17 protein-coding genes are annotated in these 17,864 nt (G+C 42.4%); 4 read left to right on the top strand and 13 right to left on the bottom strand.

Annotation, left to right across the window (positions count from 1 at the left end):
* Positions 1–144: 144 nt before the first annotated feature.
* The gene (locus HMPREF9960_RS02320; RefSeq protein WP_005591592.1) at positions 145–654 is read left to right on the top strand and encodes a helix-turn-helix domain-containing protein; all 510 of its coding nucleotides are present in this window, start codon (positions 145–147) and stop codon (positions 652–654) included.
* Between the two features lie 214 nt (positions 655–868).
* Positions 869–2,014, top strand: coding sequence for a low temperature requirement protein A (locus HMPREF9960_RS02325; protein ID WP_005591591.1), 1,146 nt, complete (start codon positions 869–871; stop codon positions 2,012–2,014).
* Between the two features lie 476 nt (positions 2,015–2,490).
* Here the strand turns inward: HMPREF9960_RS02325 and groL are convergent, their stop codons facing one another.
* The 13 genes from groL to HMPREF9960_RS02390 form a co-directional block, all read right to left on the bottom strand.
* A complete protein-coding gene (gene groL / locus HMPREF9960_RS02330) occupies positions 2,491–4,113 on the bottom strand; it encodes a chaperonin GroEL (RefSeq protein WP_005591590.1) in 1,623 nt (540 codons plus the stop codon).
* Between the two features lie 23 nt (positions 4,114–4,136).
* The gene (groES, locus tag HMPREF9960_RS02335; RefSeq protein ID WP_005591589.1) at positions 4,137–4,418 is read right to left on the bottom strand and encodes a co-chaperone GroES; all 282 of its coding nucleotides are present in this window, start codon (positions 4,416–4,418) and stop codon (positions 4,137–4,139) included.
* Between the two features lie 141 nt (positions 4,419–4,559).
* Positions 4,560–4,850: a hypothetical protein gene (locus HMPREF9960_RS02340; RefSeq protein WP_005591588.1), complete on the bottom strand. Its 291-nt coding sequence runs from the start codon at positions 4,848–4,850 to the stop codon at positions 4,560–4,562.
* Between the two features lie 17 nt (positions 4,851–4,867).
* A complete protein-coding gene (locus HMPREF9960_RS02345) occupies positions 4,868–5,692 on the bottom strand; it encodes a PTS system mannose/fructose/sorbose family transporter subunit IID (RefSeq protein ID WP_037586078.1) in 825 nt (274 codons plus the stop codon).
* 15 nt (positions 5,693–5,707) lie between these two features.
* Complete coding sequence (locus HMPREF9960_RS02350) at positions 5,708–6,553, bottom strand: PTS mannose/fructose/sorbose/N-acetylgalactosamine transporter subunit IIC (protein WP_005591586.1); 846 nt, start codon at positions 6,551–6,553, stop codon at positions 5,708–5,710.
* Between the two features lie 124 nt (positions 6,554–6,677).
* Positions 6,678–7,172 (bottom strand): PTS sugar transporter subunit IIB, encoded by a 495-nt coding sequence (locus tag HMPREF9960_RS02355; RefSeq protein ID WP_005591585.1) that lies wholly within the window; start codon positions 7,170–7,172, stop codon positions 6,678–6,680.
* Positions 7,173–7,210: 38 nt separating this feature from the next.
* A complete protein-coding gene (locus HMPREF9960_RS02360; protein ID WP_005591584.1) occupies positions 7,211–7,645 on the bottom strand; it encodes a PTS sugar transporter subunit IIA in 435 nt (144 codons plus the stop codon).
* 179 nt (positions 7,646–7,824) lie between these two features.
* Positions 7,825–9,105, bottom strand: a complete 1,281-nt coding sequence (locus tag HMPREF9960_RS02365; protein ID WP_005591583.1) for an ABC transporter substrate-binding protein — start codon at positions 9,103–9,105, stop codon at positions 7,825–7,827.
* Positions 9,102–9,785: a response regulator transcription factor gene (locus HMPREF9960_RS02370; protein WP_005591582.1), complete on the bottom strand. Its 684-nt coding sequence runs from the start codon at positions 9,783–9,785 to the stop codon at positions 9,102–9,104. Before HMPREF9960_RS02370 ends, HMPREF9960_RS02365 begins: the two co-directional genes overlap by 4 nt.
* Entirely contained in the window at positions 9,778–11,091 is a 1,314-nt protein-coding gene (locus tag HMPREF9960_RS02375; RefSeq protein WP_005591581.1) for a sensor histidine kinase, read from the bottom strand. The genes HMPREF9960_RS02370 and HMPREF9960_RS02375 overlap by 8 nt, the downstream gene beginning before the upstream one ends.
* Positions 11,091–12,077: a substrate-binding domain-containing protein gene (locus HMPREF9960_RS02380; protein ID WP_005591580.1), complete on the bottom strand. Its 987-nt coding sequence runs from the start codon at positions 12,075–12,077 to the stop codon at positions 11,091–11,093. Before HMPREF9960_RS02380 ends, HMPREF9960_RS02375 begins: the two co-directional genes overlap by 1 nt.
* A 159-nt stretch (positions 12,078–12,236) precedes the next feature.
* Positions 12,237–14,015: an ABC transporter ATP-binding protein gene (locus HMPREF9960_RS02385; protein ID WP_005592129.1), complete on the bottom strand. Its 1,779-nt coding sequence runs from the start codon at positions 14,013–14,015 to the stop codon at positions 12,237–12,239.
* 1 nt (position 14,016) lies between these two features.
* Entirely contained in the window at positions 14,017–15,723 is a 1,707-nt protein-coding gene (locus HMPREF9960_RS02390) for an ABC transporter ATP-binding protein (RefSeq protein ID WP_005591578.1), read from the bottom strand.
* Positions 15,724–15,881: 158 nt separating this feature from the next.
* On the opposite strand from HMPREF9960_RS02390, the gene HMPREF9960_RS02395 reads away from it, so the two are divergent.
* Both HMPREF9960_RS02395 and galU read left to right on the top strand, forming a co-directional pair.
* Positions 15,882–16,898: an NAD(P)H-dependent glycerol-3-phosphate dehydrogenase gene (locus tag HMPREF9960_RS02395; protein ID WP_005592086.1), complete on the top strand. Its 1,017-nt coding sequence runs from the start codon at positions 15,882–15,884 to the stop codon at positions 16,896–16,898.
* Between the two features lie 30 nt (positions 16,899–16,928).
* Positions 16,929–17,831, top strand: a complete 903-nt coding sequence (gene galU, locus HMPREF9960_RS02400) for a UTP--glucose-1-phosphate uridylyltransferase GalU (protein ID WP_005591576.1) — start codon at positions 16,929–16,931, stop codon at positions 17,829–17,831.
* Positions 17,832–17,864 lie beyond the last annotated feature (33 nt).

Here is a 17,864-nt window from a genome sequence, read left to right on the forward strand (position 1 = left end):
ACTTATGAGCTATTTTTATCGTTTATAACTTATTTTTAAGTTATAAATATATTTTATAAAAAATATTTTAGTTAGTCAACTAAAAACTTGATTTGTAAGTTTATAGGTGATAAAATAAGTTAAAAATAAAAATAGGAGTTTCCCATGACCTTTATTATTCAAAATTTTGGACCCAATTTGGCACGACTACGCATAGAAAAAGGGGTAAGCCAAACTCAACTAGCTGAAGATTTAGGAATCGGTAAACAGTCCATCTCTGATTACGAAAAACAAAAAAGCTATCCTACCTTTGCAAATTTGGATAAGATAGCAGAATATTTTAATGCAACTCCAACCCAACTCTTTGGAACGAGTAAAGAGATTGAGTTAGAAAAGAGTGTTCTTGAATCTAATGAATACTCTGATAAAGTAAGTGAAATCTTAAAAGCTGTCAAATACATCGAGCATTTCCTACATACTGATGGACAGTACTTAGAGGATTTACTTTACCTAACAAGAGGCAACCAACTATACACAGAAGATGGAAAAGAGTTGTATATTGATCCAACTTCTCAGAAAAGAACACTTCATACCCAATATGAACCTGGTTTTATTGAAGCAAGAGATAAATCTCCACTAGAGCTCTTAATTGAAAATAAGGAGCTATTAGATTAAATAAAAAAAGCGAGGATATCCTCGCTTTTCTATTGTAAAATCTTATTCTTCATTATCAATCATCAAACACTCTGCCTGTGAGTTGGTACATGAGGTAAATGTGCTCCAAGGTTTTGACAATTCGCGTCACATGAAGTTATTTAAGCATCTCCTTTTCTCTCATTACCATTTTCTGTTATAATAAATTGTACTTCTAGAATAGAAAGGACTTAAGATGACAACTCTTATTAAACATAAACGTGTAGAATTTTCAGAACTTTTTTATGACCTAGTTTTTGTTTTTGCAATTTCAAAAGCAACTACTTTAATTGAGCATCTTCATAACGGTATTTTGACTTGGAATTCTTTCCTTGATTTTTTCATGGCTGTTTTGGTTCTCACTGATTCATGGATGATTCAAACCGTTTATACCAATCGCTATGGAAAGAACTCTTTATTTAACATGGTAATCATGTTTATCAAAATGGGACTTTTACTCTTTATAGCCAATATGATTGGACCTGATTGGCAACAATATTTTCATTATCTTTGTTGGGCTGTTGGTACATTAACCTTTACCTTATTTTTACAATATTTGGTTGAATTTTTTAGAAAATCAACCGATAATGTTGAACGGGAAAGTATCAAAGGTTTTCTATGGATAACAGGTCTAGGAAGTTTAGGAGTCTATCTAGCAGCTCTTCTTCCTATTTACGTTGGAGTCTCTGTCTTATTTGCTAGTACTCTGCTAACATTTATTATGCCAATTATCTTGCTTAGTAAAGATAAGCATTACCAGGTAAATCTCCCCCATTTAATCGAGCGCATCTCCCTTCTTGTCATTATTACGTTTGGAGAGATGATTATGGAGCTAGCTAACTTCTTTACAATCGAGAATTTCTCGATTTATTCGGTTCTTTATTTCATTATTATGCTTTCTCTGTTCTTGTTTTATTTTGGTCAATTCGACCATGCTATTGATGAAGAATCTAATCAAAAGGGACTATTTCTAATTTACAGTCACTATCCTATTTTCATTGGACTTATTATGATGACCGTTTCGATGAGTTTTCTTCTGAATCCTGAAGCTAATCTTCTCTTTGCAACCAGCTTCTCTTATATCGGATTTGGCCTCTTTCAAGCTGCTGTCCTAGTAAATGGGCCCTATAACAAACACTATCTTCGCTATTCGAAAAGTTACTACTGTGTCCAAGCGACACTCTATCTGGCTGCCTTGATTCTCTCTTTAATCTTTGCTTCTAATCCTATAATAGTAGTGAGTATAACAACCATTTTAGCTCTAGCTATAGCCATTCATTTTATTTATTTTTATGTGACACAGAATAAAAAATATTCCAAATCTAACTGGGGGTTCTTTTAATGAGTTTATAACATAAAAAAGCTTTGGGAACCAAGGCTTTATATGATATCAATCACCGACCACGAAAATGTTTAGCTTACAGAACTGCTAGTGAAGCTCTAGAGGATGAGTTCGAGTAAATGTTGCACTTATTCTTGCAATTTATCATTTACTTGATGCACGAACTCGATATTTTTTTCGTTAATTTGTTTTTGCCCCACTTTTGCCCCATTTTTAAATCCTGACATTGAAAATACCTAAAAGTATTTCCCTAAAATCAGCTATATTTCAACATTTTTGTTTATTTTCAATATGAAAAGTTCTTACAAATTCATGCAGGGGGCATAGAAAGTATGACTAAAAAGCCTTGGGTTCCAAGGCTTTTTCATTTCATTATCCGTACAATAAAAAGGCTTCAAACCATTGTTTTGGATCAATAGTTTGAAGTCTTTTTTACTTTATTGATTTCAAAAAAGTTGTACTTTCTTCGATGTGTCTTACATCATGCCGCCCATCATGCTTGGATCCATAGCTGGTGCTGCTGGCGCAGGTTCTGGCTTGTTGGCCACAACAGCTTCTGTTGTCAAAATCAAGCTAGCAACTGAAGCGGCATTTTGCAGGGCTGAACGCGTTACCTTGACTGGGTCAATAATTCCAGCCTCAATCATGTTCACCCATTCGCCGGTCGCTGCATTGAATCCTGTACCTGCTTCAGAGTTTTTCAGGCGGTCAATGATGATAGAGCCTTCAAAACCAGCATTCAAAGCGATTTGACGGACAGGCTCTTCCAAGGCACGGAGGACGATGTTACGACCAGTCGCTTCATCACCTGTTAATTCGAGGGCAGCTACTGCATCTAATACGCTAACAAAGGCTGTACCACCACCAGATACGATTCCTTCTTCTACTGCGGCACGAGTCGCGTTAAGGGCATCTTCGATGCGGAGTTTCATTTCTTTAAGTTCGGTTTCGGTTGCAGCACCGACCTTAATCACCGCCACACCACCGGACAATTTAGCCAGACGTTCTTGCAGTTTTTCTTTATCAAACTCAGAAGTTGTACTTTCAATTTGAGATTTGATAACCGCCACACGGTTGGCAATAGCTTCTGGATTGCCAGAACCTTCCACAATCACAGTACTGTCCTTGTCAACAGTGACTTTAGAAGCTTGTCCAAGCGCTTCAATCGTCGCATCTTTGAGCTCCAGACCAAGATCTTCTGTAATCACTGTACCGCCAGTCAAGATGGCAATATCTTCCAGCATAGCCTTACGACGGTCACCGAAACCTGGTGCTTTAACAGCCACTACATTAAAGGTACCACGAATCTTGTTAAGAACCAGTGTTGGCAGAGCTTCACCATCTACATCATCCGCAATAATCAAGAGCGGACGGTTGGTTTTCAAAATACTTTCCAACAATGGCAAAATCTCTTGAATGTTAGAAATTTTCTTGTCTGTAATCAAGATATAAGGGTTGTCCAGATCAGCCACCATTTTTTCGCTATCCGTCACCATGTATTGAGACAGGTAGCCACGGTCAAACTGCATTCCTTCTACGACATCCAGCTCTGTTTCCATCCCTTTGGACTCTTCGATAGTGATAACGCCATCGTTGCCAACTTTTTCCATAGCTTCAGAGATGTACTCGCCGACTTTCTCGCTGCGAGAAGACACAGCAGCAACCTGAGCAATTGCTTCCTTGTTAGAAACTGGAATCGCAGTTTCTTTCAGAGCGCTGACAGCAGTCGCAACTGCTGCTTCAATTCCGCGGCGGATACCGATTGGGTTGGCACCCGCAGTCACATTTTTGATGCCTTCACGAACGATAGCTTGGGTCAATACAGTAGCAGTCGTTGTTCCGTCTCCAGCGATATCATTGGTTTTTGAAGCCACTTCTGACACTAGCTTAGCACCCATATTTTCAAAATGGTCTTCCAGTTCGATTTCCTTGGCAATGGTCACACCGTCATTGGTGATGAGGGGTGAACCAAAAGATTTTTCCAAAACGACATTGCGCCCTTTAGGGCCCAAGGTTACCTTGACAGTATCTGCTAGAATATCCACACCACGAACCATTGCACTACGTGCATCTGATGAAAATTTAATATCTTTTGCCATTTTTAAACCTCTTTCTTAGATTTTTACTCCACAATTGCAAGAATGTTGGCTTCCCCAACAACCAAGAATTTCTCATCTTGATCTTTGACTTCAATGCCAGCATGGCTTTCAACTAAAACCTTATCACCTGGCTTGACACTTGGCGCGACCAGCTCTCCGTTCAACGTACGGATTCCTTGACCAACTGCGATGACTTTTGCCTCTTTTGTCGCGTCTTGTCCTGCACCAGCAATGACAAAGCCACCAACTTTCTGTTCTTTTTCTTCTACTTTTAAGACCACACGGTCACCTAATGGTTTTAACATCTTTATTCCTCCAAAGATTGAATTTTAGCACTCTACAACAAAGAGTGCTAATCTATAGTTATTATTTTATCACTTGGTCAGAAATAGTCAAGAAAAAACTTTGCCGAATGACAAAGTTTTTGGGGAAATTAATTGGAAACATTATTGAGCTAACTTCAGTTTCTCTTCAAAATCATCAATCACTTTTTGCAGATTTAGTCTACCCTTGTAGATGCCATAGCCAAAGACCAGCATGACAAGAATTCCCAAAATAGCTAAGATGACTCCTACGATAAACAGAAGCAGATTGGTTCGATGAAAGAGATAGATCAGGACAAAACCGATACTGGCAATGGTGAAGAAAAGACTAAACCAACGTCCTAGATTTTCAATCATATGCTTCTGGTATTGAATTTCTGTTTCATAGCCTTGAATCAATTCTTGTTCTGTCATGATTTTCCCTCTTTTTCTTAATATTGGAGACCTGGGTTAAAGAAGCCAGCCAGTACACCAAGGAAGGCGATAACAACTAGAATGAGCATCACTTTAATTGGAGAAAGGTTCTTCTTGGCCATGAGCCACCAGCAAAATACGATAAAGACAGCTGTTAAGAGACCTGGATAAACACCATCTAATTTATCTTGTAAGACAAGGTAAGGCTCTTTTTCACCCGGATTGGTCAATTGGAAAGCAGTTTTGATAGGTACCCAAGTTGCTGCAACAGCACCGATAACCATTCCGCCGACAATCCCAACAGATTTACGGATAGCTTGCCCTTGTTCTCCTACTAGGAATTCAACGGCCTTGTCTCCTAATTCATAGCCTTTAAAGTAAGCGAAACGCATACCGAAATAAGCCAGCAGATTCCAAACTAGGATATAGAAGATAGCTCCAACAGGTGAACCTCCATTTGAAAGCCCCATTGAGATCCCCAAAATAACTGGAATCAAGGTTCCAACGATCAGAGAGTCACCGATACCAGCAACCGGTCCCATCAAGCCAGCCCGAAGTCCGTTGATGGTTTCGTCATTTACCGCTTCTGCACCATTGGCACGCGCTTCTTCCAAACCAGCTGTGATCCCAACGACCAGAGTACCCAGCTGAGGTTCCGTATTGAAGAAGGCTGTATAAGTGTGCATAGAGCGTGCTTGCTCTTCTTTTGTATCGTACAATTCTTCCACGATTGGTAGCATAGAAGTCAAGTAACCAAAAGTCTGCATGTGCTCTTGAGAGAAGCAGGTCAAGTGACCATAGTACCAGTGGTGGAATGATTTGGTCAGTGTTTTTTTAGATATTTTTTAGTTGCCATCTTAGATATCCTCCTCGTCATCATCGTCAAAATCACCTACTGCCACAGCACTAGCTTTGACATTTTTCGCCATCTGTACTTCATAGAAGAGCAGGGCAAAGATCAGTGATACAACTGCACTAGACACAAGGTTGAGACCAAGTGAGGCAGCCAAGGTAAAGCCAACGAAGAATGGAACAAAGTCTGTCACTTTTTCAACGATTTGTTTCAAGAGAATCGCAATACCGACACATGGAAGGAGAGAACCTACTGTAAAGAGGGTTTTCATTGGTAGACCATCCATTGGGAGGGCATCTTTCAGAGCTGTAACGGCATCAGCACCGTAACGGCAAAGAATCAGTGTTGGCAAGAAAGAGAAGAGGAAGTGGGAAACCCATGGCAGATACCAGTCAACCGCATACAATTTTTTGTATTCTCCCTGTTCGACTGCTTTCCAGCCCATGTGTTGCCATACCAAGTTCATCGTTGCTGTTCCGTAGAAGAGAACAGTTCCTAGTGTACCAACCAGCACACCCATTGATTTTGCAAAGTCAGCAGCCTGCTGAGCATCTGAAATCCCTTGTGACTTGATCGCAACCATTGCCAAAGGAATACCGATATAAGAAACTGCACGGACATCGGCCGAAACAGTACCGCCAGGTGTTACCAGCGCAATATACACCAACTGCATGGCTACCCCACAGATAATACCGAGGCTCACATCTCCTAAAATTAAACCACAGACGAGTCCTCCGACAAGCGGACGTCCAAGTGTATAGTTACCAATACTTGAGCCACCCATACCCGGCATAGAGGATAAACTAGCAAAGATACCGAGGATTGCGGCTTGCAACCAAGAAATTGTCATAATCTTTCTCCTTTAAGTAAGATCGAGCAGTAGCAGGAGCTCGGTTCCAACTCCTTCAAATAGACCTTGCCCCGCAAGGCTATCGAAAGTCCAAAACCTTGTCCTGCTTAACTTCTGCCCCTGTTTAAAAACCAAATTTAGATTTGAAATCACTCCAGTAACCGATGGAAACGTCTGGAAGCAGCTGGAATTTTACCTTGTAACCTGCTTTTTCAATCGCTTCGATCGCTTCCGCTTCTTCTTGTGTGATGGATTGATTGTTGCCCAGCTTGACAGCTCCTGGACGGTCATTGGCTGGTCCGACGATGATTTCTTTGACATTGCCTGGCACATAGCCTTGGTCCACCAAAATTTCTTTCATATCAATCGGATTTTTAGTAATCAAGAAATAACGGCTGTCAGATTCGGTTACCTTGCCAGATTTTTCCTTGAAGGCTTCCTTAGTCCAAACAAAAGTTTTCTTGTCAGAAGCCCCTTTATAGGCTTGGATCAAAACCTTGTTGCTGGCTGCTGCATCATTGACTGCAATCAGCCCATCGCAAGGATATTCCTTAGCCCAACGAGTGACCGTTTGACCGTGGATCATGCGGTCGTCAATCCGTACAAATGTTACTACCATTTTGAATCTCCTATCTAAGTTAGTAAATGAATAACTTTTTAAATGTCGTCATCTTCCTCATCGTCATCTGATGAGACTTCAAACTCCTGTAAGGCTGCTGTCGCTTCTGAAAGAATCGTCTGAACAAGATCTTTGCCTTCCAGCATATCCTTCATCACAAGCCCAGTGAGCCCCATTGTCAGATTCAGCCCTCCAAGAATGACTGCCGAATCCAATTTGCCTAATTCTGCTAGGACACTAGCCGCCGTTGTTAGAGGACTTCCTCCGACAATATCGGCTAAAACCAAGACTGAATCATCTGCTTCTAAACCTGCCAAGGCTTGACGGAAATCGAGAGCAAAATCATCGACTGATTTTCCCTCTTTCAGACCCACAGCGATGATTTGGTCTGTTTTATCACCAGCAAACATCTTCAAGGAGCTCTGTACGCCTTCAGCTAGCCCCCCATGACTGACCAGTACAAGATATTTCATCTTTCCTGCCTCCTTATTTTCTTGATTCTATTGTACACAAAATGAAATCGCTTCCCTATTGTCAAATGTCACTTTGAAAAGATGACAAATGTGAGTTTAGATGTGACAAATGTCATATTGGTCTAGTCATCCGTGACTTTCTTTCTGACTTAATTAGAAATAAAAAAGAAAGCAGAAAATTATCTGCTTTCAATTTCTTTTTGAATACTTGGGAGGGCACTGTCAATTTCTTGATTGCCCAGAGCTTCCTTAATCAAATAATCAAGTCTTTCCAAGGTCTGCCGATCGACTTCTTGTCCAATATCTATGATAGAACGCTCCATCATACTATCTAGCCTCTCAGAAGTCAAGGAATCCAAGCCGAAGTCATCTGCTTGCAAGATTTTTCTGGTTTGCTGACTTTTCACGACAGAGGGCAAGACTGATGTTCCCTGCGATTTTTCAAACAAGGTCTGCTGGCTCTCTTTGTCTTGTGACAACAAGAGCATAAATTCCCAAGCCAGCTTCTCTTGCTTAGTGTTGGAAGACATGCCAAAGAGGGAAGTCTTGACCTGTGTTCCCATCACCTTGCTATTGGCTGTCGGCATCGGGATACAGGTCCAAGAAAAGCTAGAATATTTAGCAACATGATAAGGATAAGGCTTGTAGGTCCGATACTGGGCTAGACTCATAGGATAGAAGGCCACTCGCCCCTCGTCAAAGTCATGAGAAGTCACCTTATAATGCTGGCTGAGCATGTCTAGCTTGCTCATAAAGGCCAATGCTTGATGCATCTCTGGGCTGTCTACATTGATACCTGATTTATCGGTAAGATGGCCGCCGTAAGCTATCAGAGCTTGCTGCCAAGTGTAATCTGTAATACCGTACTGATCTACCACGCCATCGCCATTGGTATCCTTGGTTACTTTTTTGCAAATCTCATAGAAATCCGCCAAAGTCCAGCCTGACTCAGGAATGCTGATTCCTTCTTTTTCAAGCAGGTCTTTATTGACACACATCATGATAGGATTACTCTCAACTGGAAGAGCATAGCTGACTCCCTGATATTGTCCAGCTTCATAAGCGACGGGATAAAAGGCTGTCCGTTCATCATCCGTTAGGAGGGTATCCAAGGATTTGAGGGCACCAGCTGAAGCCAACATGCTAAAGTCATTTTCTGGCACCATGAAAAGATCTGGCTGTTCGCCTTTTAAAACCTGTTCTGCCAGCCAGTCAGCATAATTCTTCTTGGGAATCCCGCTTTCGTAGATGATCTTGACATGGGGATGCGTCTTTTCAAATTTTTTAATCAGGGTGTCCAAGGCCTTGTTTTCACGACTATTTGGAACATCCCAGCTAGAGCCCGCATAGACACCGATGCGTAGGACTTTTTCATGACTAGACGACCAAAGTGCAAAGCTTAAAATAACTGAAACAAAAACCAAAACAAGAACAACCAAATGTCTAAGTCGCCACTTCATTTGTCACTTCCCTTGCTAAAGTCTCGCTGGGTGACTCCGGTCTGCACGGCCCAGATAGCCAGCTGAGTCCGGTCACGCAGATTCAGTTTAGACAGAATCCCTGATAGGTAGTTGCGCACGGTTCCTTCCGACAGATAAAGCTTGGCTGCAATCTCCTTATTAGAAATCCCAAAGCCAATCTGCTGGATAATCTTCCACTCCGTCCGGCTCATGTCCTCTACATTTTCCTCTGACACCGTGATAGCAAAGTTGGACTGGGCCATCTGTGAAAAGATTTTGAAGACCTTGGTGGCAATATTGGGATTGATCATAGCTCCGCCCCGATAGACTGTCTGAATGGCTTCGTGAAGCTCTTCTGTCGAGACCCCTTTTAGAATGTAGCCAGAGGCACCGTATTTGAGAGCAGAGAAGATAAATTCATCGTCATCAAAGGTCGTCAGAATGATAATCTTAGCATCCGGATACTGCTCCTTGACAGCCTTGGTACAGAGCACACCGTCCATGACTGGCATGCGAATATCCATCAAAATCACATCTGGACGCACCCGATGAAGCTTTTCCAGCACTTCCTTGCCATCTCCAACTGTCCCGACTACCTCGATGTCAGCATGAGCAGACAGGATGATTTGCAGAGACTCACGAATCAAGGCCTGATCGTCTGCAATTAAAACTTTAATCATTCCAACCTCCTATTTTGGGGATTTCAATGTAGGTATAAAAGCCATCTCGATTTTCAAAATGAACCTTCCCACCGATAATAGCCAACCGTTCCTGCATTTGCTTCAGACCATAGCCATAGTGCAATTCATCAAACCCTACACCATCATCTCGAATGGTCATAATATAATTTTCTTTTTCTAACAACTCAATCCAAACGGTCTTGGCGTGCCCGTGACGCACAGAATTGGTAATTGATTCCTGAACGATGCGAAACACAATATCTTCTTTGGCAATATCTAAATCGATCGTATCCCATTCATAGAGAAAGTGGATATCCAAGTTGGAAATGGCTTCATACTCTCGGATAATCTTTAACAAAGCCTCTTTCAGACTATTATTCTCCAGAGTACCTGGCCGCATTTTATTGAGTGAGCCTCGGACATCCCGAATCCCGTCACGAACGACGACCGAGACATTGTTGAGCTGTTCCTTGGCCCGCTCGGTATCAATATCCACTAGTACCTTAATGGCATCAATTCCCGCTGAGATACCCGTCAAAGCATGGCCCAGTGTATCATGAATCTCACGGGCAATTCGTTTCCTTTCTCGGTCTTCAGCAATTTTTTCTGACAAAGCTAGATAGCTATTCAGCTCCCGATTGGCCTGAGAAGCCATGCGAAGCTCCTCCTCAATTCGGTGCCGCTCTGTAATCGCCGACATGATATAAAAGAGCAAGGAAATCATAAAGACTACAATATTGAGGGAGAAAAGAAAATTCTTACCAAAAAGCAGCAGCAAACGTATAGATTCTGGATAAAAACGAATATAGGTATCCAACGAAGGCAGTTTAACAAAGAGTGACAGCAGGTCGTAGTTTGACAATAGCAACATACTGAAACTCAAGATAATAAAGGAAAACCAGTATTTTTTATCCTTGGAGGCATTGAACTCTTTAGATCCATAGAAAATATCTGCAAAGACGAGAAGAATCAGCCCATTGTAAGACGAATGCAGGGCAGTAAAGATGACCAACATCAGCAAAATCTCAATCATGGTCACCTTATCGTAAACGGATAGCTGATTGGGGTGCTTTTCCCGATAGTACATCACCAGCAATAGGCAGGCATAAAAGATAATGGAAATCAGAAAAATGAAACTGGGAGATCCTGGAATGGCATCCAAACGTTCCAAAAGCGAGTGACTGAAGCTTCTTGTTACGACATAATTGGTTGCAAAGAGGTAAATCGAAGCATTATAGACAATGGCTATAAAATTGATGACCATCAGAGCTATTTTACTGTAAAAAATGCTTTTGTTTGGTTTCATTACTGCCACCCTGTAACTATATACTCGCTGATATTGTCCTTGTTTATCAAGCGGACTGGTATCAAATACTGTCTATCACACGACTTCTCTTCCCGCAGCAGCTCAATCACTTCTGCCACCTTTCGTCCCATCTGAATAGGCGACTGGGCCACTGTTCCTTGAATGTCGTTCGTATTGGCTAAAAAATTCTTAATATCTGGAGAACCGTCAACTCCATAAATATAAATTTTTTCTGCTACACCTTGATCCTTGATTGCTGCCAAGGCACCGATTGCTGCACGGTCATTAAGAGCCATGACAACGTTAAATTCCAAGCCATTATCCAAGGCATTTTTGACCTGGGGCATGCTTTCTTCGGTCTGTCCCAAAGTCTCCAGCTGAGAAACGATTCGATAGCCGGGATGTCCCTTGATGGTATCCAGAAAGCCCTGTAGCCGATCCATAGCTGAGATGGCATTCTGATGTTCAAGCAAGAGAATATTCGCCTCGGAAAGCCGACTCATCATATCTTTAGCAATCAAAACTCCCGCTTGATAGTTATCTGACACGATAGTCGTGTCAACAGCTACTTGCTTGCTCATTGGCGCATCTACCACGATAATGCGAATACCCGCTTTTTTAGCTTTATTCAAAGCCTTGATAATAGCTGGGCTGTCACTCTTTACTGGATTGATGACGATGATATCCACTTTCTCTTTGATAAAATAAGCAATTTGCTGGCTCTGCTTTTTCTCATCTAACTCCGAATCACGAACATAGAGCCGACTCCCCTGTTGATTGGTTTTTTTCTCCAATTCAGCATTCAAGGTTTGATAAAAATCATTGTTCATGGTCATATAGGTCGCCCCGATTTTCATTTGATTGCTATCGGGCATACTAGCCTTAGAATAAATAAAAGTAAGGCAACAGATTACCAGCACAAAAATAGACCAGAGAGCACATTTCTGGCAAGTCTGAATCCTCTTTTTCCCCTTACTTGATCCCATTTCTATCTCCTAGTCACCTATACTTATTAACACTTCACTTACGTTTATTATATTATAATCAAGCGAAAAATCAAAACGTTTCTTGAATCCTGTAATAAATGAATAGCAAAAACAAAAAACAAAGGCATTCTCATGGAATACCTCCGTTTCTATATATATTTATTCAAATACAAATTGATTGTGGTAGAGCTCAGAATAGAAGCCACCTAGATGCAGCAATTCATGATGATTGCCTCTTTCAATGACTTCCCCATCTTTTAAGACAATAATCTGGTCTGCATTCAATATGGTCTTCAATCGGTGAGCGATGACAAAGCTGGTTCGGCCTGCCACAATGGCCTCCATCGCGCTCTGGATCTTGCTCTCTGTTACCGTATCAACATTAGAGGTGGCCTCATCCAAGATCAGCACTTGAGGATCGGTCAAAAGGGTTCGAGCGATCGAAATCAATTGCTTTTGACCTGTTGAAAAGATGTTTTGATCATCATCTACGATTGTGTCGTATTTATCAGGCAAGCTTTCAATATACTCGTGAATATGAGTAGCACGCGCAGCGATTTCAACCATCTCCTGACTTGCATCCGGTACTCCAAATCGGATATTGTCTCGAATGGTTCCGCTGAACAAGACAGAATCTTGCAAAACGATCCCTACATGACTGCGCAAGCTATCCAAGTCATAGTCTCGGATATCGCGCCCGTCAAATTCGATACTGCCTTTATCCACATCGTAAAAACGATTGATCAGGTTCATGATGGTCGTCTTCCCTGATCCTGTCGGCCCTACAACGGCAATCATCTTACCTTTTGGCGCTGAAATGGAAACATCTTTCAAAATTGGCTTACCTTCAACATAAGAGAAATCCACATGCTTTATCTCGACGCCTTCTCTCAGCTCGGTAAAGGCTGGAGCATTCTGCGGGCGCACCTCCTCAGGCGCATCAAACATTTCCTGAATCCGATCCGCACCAGTGAAAGCCAGCTGCAGGCTTCCCCAGCTTGCCGCAACCTGAATGATAGGCTGATAGTATTGTTGAGAAAACTGTGTAAAGGTTGAAATCAGACCAATGGCTACTGAGGTCTTCACATTAGGATCATTGAGCATAATGGCTGAACCTACAAAAATCACGATAGCCGTATTGATCAAGCTCATTCCGTTCATGACAGGAAAGAGCAAGCCAGCAAAAGCGCGTCCTTTGAAAGTAGCTGACCGAACCTTATCATTTTGCTGGACAAAGCCTTTGATGACTTCTTCTTGCATTCCCTGCACAATGACTACCTTCTGGCCGGAAATCGTCTCATCCATATAAGCATTGAGCTGACCAACTTCTTTTTGCTGCAAGTCTGTGTACTTGCGAGCCAGCTTGACGATGGACACCAAGACAATGATGGCTACTGGCGTACTGGCAATCGTCACCCAAGCCAAGGTCGCATGCCGCATAAACATGATGATAATCAGGCCGATGTAGAGAGCGATATTGCTCATCACTTGGACTAGACTCTCGTTGAAAGCCTGCAAGATATTGTCCAAATCACTGGTAAAACGAGACAAGATATCCCCGTCTTGATGACGGTCAAAGAAGGAAACGGTCAAGCGAGCTAATTTTCCAAAGAGCCCCTTACGCATTTCATTGGTTGAGTAGGAAATGATCCGACTCATCAATAGCATGTAAATCAAGCTCGATAGCGAAAGGAAGATGAAAGCCAGCGCTAAATTCCACATGATTCCTTGAAAAGCAGCAAAGGCAGAAACATCGCCTGAAGCAAGCTTGCCACTCGCAAAAGCACTACCCAGCTCCACTAACTCACTAATGGCGAGACCAGTAAAAATCGGAAATAGAACCTGTAAAACCGTAGAGATGACAATCATAATCATAACGACCAAAAAGGCCAGTTTATACTGTTTGAAATATTGCCAGAAAAATTTTGCTGTCTTCATCTTAGTCCTCCTTTCCTTTTTGAGTCTCATAAATTTCTCGGTAGACATCATTTGTAGCAACCAAGTCTGCGTGTCTACCTTGCCCAATCAAGCGTCCTTGATCTAGCACCAAAATCTTGTCCGCATGGACAACAGAGCTAATCTTCTGGGCAATAATGATGGTTGTAGTTCCCTTCAAATCCTTGTTCAGTGCCTCCTGAACCAGCTTTTCGGACTTGGCATCCAGAGCTGAAGTCGAGTCATCTAGGATAAGAATATTGGGATTGCTGACGACACCACGCGCGATGGACATTCTCTGCTTTTGTCCGCCAGAGAAATTATTTCCCCGTTCTTCGACTTGGCTGTTGTAGGTATCTTCCATGCGATTGATAAACTCGCTTGCCTGAGCAATTCGCGCCGCCTGTTCTAATTCTGGCAGGCTAGCATTTTGCTTTCCTTGACGCAGATTGTCCGCAATCGTCCCCTTAAATAAAATAGCTTTTTGCAGAACGATAGAGACATTTTTTCTCAGCGAAGCTTCACTAATGTCTCGCAAGTCCTTGCCGCCAATTTTGATGGAGCCTTCCTGAGGATCAAAAAGACGTGGAATGAGCTGGGCCAGAGTTGATTTTCCTGCTCCTGTCGCTCCGACAACACCAATCATCTCTCCTGGTTTGACTTCAAAGCTAATATCCTTTAGCATGGGCTCTGTATCTGTCGGATAGGTAAAGGTCACATGGTCAAAGACCAGACTACCTTCCAAATCTTCTTCAGCTTCATTCTTGAAAGTCATCGCTGGCTCTGTATCCAAGACCTCCTTGATCCGCCGAATCGAAACCATAGCACGCGTAACGGTATTGCCCAAAAAGCCAACCATGATAATAGTAAACATGATTTGATTCAAGTAAGAAATGAAAGAGACAATCGAGCTAACCAAGCCTGGATCCATCTGTATCATGCTGGACAAGAGCCACATAGTCAGATAGACAGCCCCGTAGCCGACGATCATCATCATCGGTTGAACGATCGAAAAGGCATAACCAATAAAGAGATTTTGCTCCAAAAGTTCATCTGAAACTTGCGTAAACTTCTGATACTGCTCTCTCTCCTGCACGAAAGATTTGACGACACGGACGCCACGCAGATTTTCTTTGGCAATCGAATTGATCTTTTCTAAGAGAACTTGAAATTTGGCAAAGCGTGGCCCCATCAATCCCATCATCACTCCTGTCAAAAAGAAGACCAAAAAGACCATCAGGACAATCACCCACCATAAGGAAGGAATGGTCACCACCGCCAAAATAAAGGAACCTAAAAATAGAATAGGCAGGCGGAATAAAATCTGAAACATCATCATGACCAAATTTTGCACTTGGTTGATGTCATTGGTCATTCGGACGACAAGATTTCCCGCATTGAACTGTTCAATATTGGCATAAGAGAAGGTCTGGATTTTCCGAAAGGTCTTTTCCCGTAAATCCGACGACACACCTTGCGCAATATAGGCTGCCAGGGTCACATTTGCCCCGCCAGCAAGCAGGCCAACCAAACCAAAACCCAGCAACCAAGCCCCTAAACGATAGATTTCTTCCCGATTTCCTGACAAAAGAGCATTCAAGACATCTTTTAAATACAAGGGCTGCAACAGCGAGCTAGCTAGCATCAGCGATGTCATAAGAAGAGATAAAAAGATAAATAATTTATAGGCTGATAAAGCTTTTTTGAACATAATCCCTCCTCGTAGATTTTTAACTTTGTTTAGCTTCCTTACTATATCATAGATAAAAACAATGTCAAGTAAGAAATTTCAACTATTGTATGGTACAATATAGTAAATAACTCTAAAAGCAAGTGAGTCCTTTTGTGGGTCTCGTACAAGGAGAAAAGATGGATAAACAACGAATTGCTGTGGTTGGCCCCGGTTCTTGGGGAACGGCTCTATCGCAAGTCCTCAATGATAATGGCCATGAAGTCCGGATTTGGGGCAATATTGCAGAGCAGATTGACGAGATCAATAACCAGCATACAAATAAACGCTATTTCAAAGATGTAGTTCTAAGCGAGGAAATTAAGGCTTATCACGACTTGAAAGATGCTCTAGCAAACGTAGATGCTGTGCTTTTTGTCGTACCGACCAAGGTGACCCGTCTGGTAGCCCAACAAGTTGCGCAAACCTTAGATCACAAGGTAAAAATCATGCATGCATCCAAGGGATTAGAGCCTAATAGCCACAAACGAATTTCAACTATTCTGGAAGAAGAAATCCCTGCAGACTTGCGTAGCGAGATTGTCGTTGTTTCAGGTCCTAGCCACGCTGAGGAAACTATCGTCCGCGATATTACCTTGATTACCGCAGCATCTAAGGACCTCGAAACCGCTAAATATGTGCAGGAGCTCTTCAGCAACCATTACTTCCGCCTCTACACCAATACCGATGTCGTTGGAGTGGAGACAGCAGGTGCTCTCAAAAACATCATCGCAGTCGGAGCTGGTGCTCTTCACGGACTGGGCTATGGTGACAATGCCAAAGCTGCCATCATCACACGCGGTCTGGCTGAAATTACCCGACTGGGTGTCAAGCTTGGTGCCAGCCCTCTGACTTACAGCGGTCTTTCTGGTGTCGGTGACTTAATCGTCACAGGAACCTCTATCCACTCTCGCAACTGGCGGGCTGGAGATGCGCTGGGTCGCGGCGAAAAACTAGCTGATATTGAAGCTAATATGGGCATGGTTATCGAAGGAATCTCTACGACCAAGGCAGCCTACGAACTGGCTCAGGAGCTCGGTGTCTACATGCCTATCACTCAGGCTATTTACAAGGTCATCTATGACGGCCATGATATCAAAGATGCCATTCATGATATGATGAGCAATGAATTCAAAGCTGAAAATGAGTGGTCTTAAGTTATAGTATTTTTTATAAAGGAGAAATTTATGCCAAAAGTCAGAAAAGCAGTCATCCCTGCAGCCGGTCTCGGAACCCGCTTCTTGCCAGCCACTAAGGCACTGGCCAAGGAAATGCTGCCAATCGTTGACAAACCAACTATTCAGTTTATCGTCGAAGAAGCTCTTAAATCTGGAATCAAAGACATTTTGGTTGTCACAGGAAAGTCAAAACGCTCCATCGAGGACCACTTTGACTCCAACTTTGAACTAGAATACAACCTCAAGGAAAAGGGCAAGAACGACTTGCTCAAGTTGGTGGATGAGACCACTGGTATTGGCTTGCATTTTATCCGTCAGAGTCACCCACGTGGACTCGGGGATGCAGTCCTTCAAGCTAAGGCCTTTGTTGGAAATGAACCTTTTGTGGTCATGCTAGGTGATGATTTGATGGACATTACCAATGATAAGGCAGTGCCACTCACCAAGCAACTCATGGATGATTATGCGGCAACCCACGCGTCTACCATTGCAGTTATGCAGGTTCCTCACGAAGAAGTATCAGCTTACGGCGTTATTGCACCGCAAGGCGAAGGCGTCAATGGCCTCTACAGCGTTGAAAAATTCGTCGAAAAACCGGCACCAGAGGATGCACCAAGTGATTTGGCCATTATCGGACGCTACCTGCTAACGCCAGAAATTTTTGAAATCTTAGAAAAGCAAACTCCTGGCGCTGGCAATGAAATTCAACTGACTGATGCCATCGATACCCTCAATAAGACTCAGCGCGTTTTTGCCCGCGAATTCAAAGGTGATCGCTATGATGTCGGCGACAAGTTTGGCTTCATGAAAACTTCTATCGATTATGCCCTCAAACACCCTCAAGTCAAAGACGATTTGAAACAATACATTATCGATTTAGGCAAAAAATTAGATAAGAAAACGAAAAAATAATAGAGGCGCTCAAGTAATAGATTAGCTGATGCA

The organism is Streptococcus cristatus ATCC 51100 (genome assembly GCF_000222765.1).
Lineage (GTDB): Bacteria > Bacillota > Bacilli > Lactobacillales > Streptococcaceae > Streptococcus > Streptococcus cristatus.

Coding starts and splice junctions, on each gene's coding strand:
- HMPREF9960_RS02320 (WP_005591592.1), top strand. CDS start 145: ATGACCTTTATTATTCAAAATTTTGGACCCAATTTGGCACGACTACGC.
- HMPREF9960_RS02325 (WP_005591591.1), top strand. CDS start 869: ATGACAACTCTTATTAAACATAAACGTGTAGAATTTTCAGAACTTTTT.
- groL (WP_005591590.1), bottom strand. CDS start 4,113: ATGGCAAAAGATATTAAATTTTCATCAGATGCACGTAGTGCAATGGTT.
- groES (WP_005591589.1), bottom strand. CDS start 4,418: ATGTTAAAACCATTAGGTGACCGTGTGGTCTTAAAAGTAGAAGAAAAA.
- HMPREF9960_RS02340 (WP_005591588.1), bottom strand. CDS start 4,850: ATGACAGAACAAGAATTGATTCAAGGCTATGAAACAGAAATTCAATAC.
- HMPREF9960_RS02350 (WP_005591586.1), bottom strand. CDS start 6,553: ATGACAATTTCTTGGTTGCAAGCCGCAATCCTCGGTATCTTTGCTAGT.
- HMPREF9960_RS02355 (WP_005591585.1), bottom strand. CDS start 7,172: ATGGTAGTAACATTTGTACGGATTGACGACCGCATGATCCACGGTCAA.
- HMPREF9960_RS02360 (WP_005591584.1), bottom strand. CDS start 7,645: ATGAAATATCTTGTACTGGTCAGTCATGGGGGGCTAGCTGAAGGCGTA.
- HMPREF9960_RS02365 (WP_005591583.1), bottom strand. CDS start 9,105: ATGAAGTGGCGACTTAGACATTTGGTTGTTCTTGTTTTGGTTTTTGTT.
- HMPREF9960_RS02370 (WP_005591582.1), bottom strand. CDS start 9,785: ATGATTAAAGTTTTAATTGCAGACGATCAGGCCTTGATTCGTGAGTCT.
- HMPREF9960_RS02375 (WP_005591581.1), bottom strand. CDS start 11,091: ATGAAACCAAACAAAAGCATTTTTTACAGTAAAATAGCTCTGATGGTC.
- HMPREF9960_RS02380 (WP_005591580.1), bottom strand. CDS start 12,077: ATGGGATCAAGTAAGGGGAAAAAGAGGATTCAGACTTGCCAGAAATGT.
- HMPREF9960_RS02385 (WP_005592129.1), bottom strand. CDS start 14,015: ATGAAGACAGCAAAATTTTTCTGGCAATATTTCAAACAGTATAAACTG.
- HMPREF9960_RS02390 (WP_005591578.1), bottom strand. CDS start 15,723: ATGTTCAAAAAAGCTTTATCAGCCTATAAATTATTTATCTTTTTATCT.
- HMPREF9960_RS02395 (WP_005592086.1), top strand. CDS start 15,882: ATGGATAAACAACGAATTGCTGTGGTTGGCCCCGGTTCTTGGGGAACG.
- galU (WP_005591576.1), top strand. CDS start 16,929: ATGCCAAAAGTCAGAAAAGCAGTCATCCCTGCAGCCGGTCTCGGAACC.